Genomic DNA, 3,236 nt, shown 5'->3' on the forward strand with positions numbered 1-3,236 from the left:
GGCGTTGGGTGGCGCGGGTCAGTGCCACGTACAGGTCGCTGCGGCCTCGCGGCGACTCGGCGACCATCCGGTCCGGGTCGACGACCAGCACCGAGTCGAACTCCAGCCCCTTGGCCTGGGCGACGGTCAGCACCACCACCCGGCTCTCCAGCTCTGGATGCTCGCCCACGGCGGCCTCCGGCAGGGCCGCGGTCACCGCCGCGCCCAGCTCGCCCACCCGGCCGGCCGGCACCAGCACCCCGAGCCGCCGTCGGTCAGCCCGGCCGCCTCCCGGCTGGCTTCGGCGACCAGTTCCGCCGCCAACCGCTCGTCGGGCACCGCCCGGTCCCACGGGGGTACGCCGCTCTCCCGCACCGAGCGCGGCGGACGCAGCGCCGGGTCGATCTCGGCCAGCACGTCGGCGGCGACCGCCATGATCTCGGCGGGGGTGCGGTAGCTGACGGTCAGCTCGGTCAGCCGCCACCGCTGCGCCACGTACGGGGCGAGGGCGTCCGCCCAGGAGGGCGTGCCGCTGAGCGCGCCGGTCTGGGCGACGTCCCCGACGATCGTCATCGACCGGCTCGGGCAGCGGCGCATCAGCAGCCGCCAGGCCATCGGCGACAACTCCTGCGCCTCGTCCACGATGACATGACCGAACGCCCAGGTGCGGTCGGCGGCGGCCCGCTGCGCGGTGGTCAGCCGGTCGGCCTCCTCCTGCCGTTCCAGCAGCCGGTCCGCGTCGATCAGGTCGGTCACGCCGAGGATCTCACCGCCCTCGGCCTCGTCCTCGACGTCGATCGAGCGGGAGCCCCGGGCGATCTCGAGCACGCCCTCGGCGTACTCCCGTTCCATCATCCGGATCCGGTCCCGCCGGGCGGCGGCGGCCCGTTCGTCCTCGCCGAGCAGCTCGGCGGCCTCGTCGAGCAGCGGGACGTCGGCCGGCGTCCAGCCACCGGGCTGGCGGTGCAGCAGCGCCCGCTCGTCAGCGGTGAGCATCGGCGCGGCGGCGGCGATCCGGTCCGGGTCGGCGTACAGGTCGGCGAGCAGCCGCTGCGGGGTCAGTACCGGCCACAGCCGGTCGAGGGCGGCCTGGATCTCCGGTTCCTCGCGCAGCTCCCGCCGGATCTCGCCCGGTCCGCCTCGTCGAGGAGGTTGTCCCCGCCGAGCGGGTCGGCGCCGATCCGCTCGGCCACCTGCTCGGCGAGCGCGTGCACGACCTCCACGTCGAACAGCGCGCGGGCCAGGTTGTGCGGCCGGTCGACGCGACGCACCCGGTCGCGGGCGGTACGCACGGTCTCCGGGTCGAGGGTCAGCGTCTCCCGCTCGACCTCGATCTCCAGCGGTTCGTCGGGCACCCACTGCCGGTCCCGCACGGCCAGCGCCAACACCTCGGCCAGCGCCGCCCGGCCCTTGAGCGCCGCCGTCTCGGCCGGCTCGGTCCGTCGGGCGCTCACCCCGGGGAAGAGGTCAGCCTGGGTACGCAGCAGCACGCCGGTCTCGGCCAGGGTCGGCAGCACCTGGGAGATGTAGCGCAGGAAGGTGGCGTTCGGGCCGACCAGCAGCACACCCCGGCTGGAGAGTTCGCGGCGGTGCGTGTAGAGCAGGTACGCCGCCCGGTGCAGGGCGACCGCGGTCTTGCCGGTGCCGGGCCCGCCCTGGACCACCATCACGCCCGGCAGCTCGGCCCGGATGATCTCGTCCTGTTCGGCCTGGATGGTCTCGACGATGTCGCGCATCCGGCCGGTGCGGCCGGCGTTGAGCGCGGCGAGCAGCGACGCCTCGCCGGTCAGCTCCTCGTGCGCGCCGGGCGAGGCGGTGTCGATGTCGAGCACCTCGTCGTTGAGCCCGGTCACCTTGCGCTGTCGGGTACGCAGGTGCCGGCGACGGCGTACGCCCTGCGGGTTGGCGGCGGTGGCGAGGTAGAACGGGCGGGCGGCCGGGGCCCGCCAGTCCATCAGCAGTGGGTCGTAGTCACCACTGGTGTCGAAGATGCCGATCCGGCCGATGTAGCGGCGGGAGTCGTCGTCGCCGTCGAGACGGCCGAAACAGAGCCCGTTCTCCACGGCGGAGAACTGCTCGACCTGATCGGCGTACATCGCCACCGAGCTGTCCCGCTGCGAGCGGTCCTGGAGGGTGCCGCCGGTGTTGCGCAACTCGGCGGTGAGCCGGTGGGCGGCCTGCTCACGCAGCCCGTCCAGCCGGTCGTAGAGCATCGAGACGTACTCCTGCTCGCGACCGATCTCGTCGTCGAGCGGCAATTCGTCGGAACCGCCGGAGTGCCTTGACAAGCCGTCTCCCTAAAGATTAGAATCCTTTGCAGGAACGGCATTTAGCCGTTCTTTTTTGTGGCCTCGAATTGTTGAAGATAGCGCGTTCCGCCGGTTCTCACCAAGCCGGGCGGTCCGGCGCGCCGGTGATCGCGAGGTGGCGGCGAATGATCCTGCGGACCGGCCAACGGGTGGTCTTCATCGGCGACAGCATCACCGACTGCGGCCGGCGCGACGTCGCCGCGCCCTACGGCAACGGCTATGTCAGCCTGGTCCGTGCCCTGGTCGGCGCGCGGCACCCCGAGTTGGAGCTGACCTGGGTCAACCGGGGTGTGGGCGGCGACACCGTGCGGGACCTCGCCGCCCGCTGGGAGGACGACGCCATCGCCTTGCGCCCCGACTGGCTCGCGGTGCTGATCGGCATCAACGACATCTGGCGACACTACGGCGACCGGCCACACGAGGCGGTCGGCATCGAGGAGTACGAGCGGACCCTGCGGGATCTGCTGCGCCGGGCGGTCACCGCCACGGGCTGCCGGCTGATCCTCGGCGACCCGTTCTTCATCGAGGCCGACCGCGCCGTCCCGCAGCGCGCCGACACCGACCGGTACGCGGCGGTGGTGGCGAAGCTGGCCGCCGAGTTCGACGCGGTGCACGTCGCCAACCAGGCGGCGTTCGACCGGGTGTTGGCGGTCAGCCCGGCGAAGCGCTGGGCCGACGACCGCGTCCACCCGCACCTGCCCGGCCACGCCGTCCTCGCCGACGCGTACCTCACCGCTCTCGGCGCGTTCGCCCACTGATCAGCGGTGCGCTCCGCACCCCTTGGGCAATCTCCAGCGCGCCCGCTGGCTGGCCGGCCAGGTCCATGTGCTGAAGAGCGGTATACCTCACAGGCATATTTATGGGTCTTCTGCTGGGTTTGTGGGTTGTTTGGTGGTCATCGTTTGGGGAGTTGGGGCCGGTGGCTGCCGAGGCTGAGCATGGCCAGGG

Annotated in this window: 1 protein-coding gene and 1 pseudogene; one reads left to right on the forward strand and one right to left on the reverse strand. The window is 72.4% G+C overall.

What is annotated here, in order from left to right; genetic code table 11:
- Positions 1–2,192 (reverse strand): annotated as a pseudogene (locus JM949_RS34810) (HelD family protein); the annotation flags it as partial.
- Between the two features lie 221 nt (positions 2,193–2,413).
- Here JM949_RS34810 and JM949_RS34815 point away from each other — a divergent pair.
- Positions 2,414–3,046 carry an SGNH/GDSL hydrolase family protein gene (locus JM949_RS34815; protein ID WP_203152308.1) on the forward strand — a complete coding sequence of 211 codons (633 nt, stop codon included), beginning with the start codon at positions 2,414–2,416 and terminating at the stop codon, positions 3,044–3,046.
- Positions 3,047–3,236 lie beyond the last annotated feature (190 nt).

This window comes from Micromonospora tarensis (assembly GCF_016803395.1).
Lineage (GTDB): Bacteria > Actinomycetota > Actinomycetes > Mycobacteriales > Micromonosporaceae > Micromonospora > Micromonospora tarensis.

What these genes read in the sequence shown, in the direction of transcription:
- JM949_RS34815 (WP_203152308.1), top strand. Translation starts at nt 2,414, where the DNA reads ATGATCCTGCGGACCGGCCAACGGGTGGTCTTCATCGGCGACAGCATC.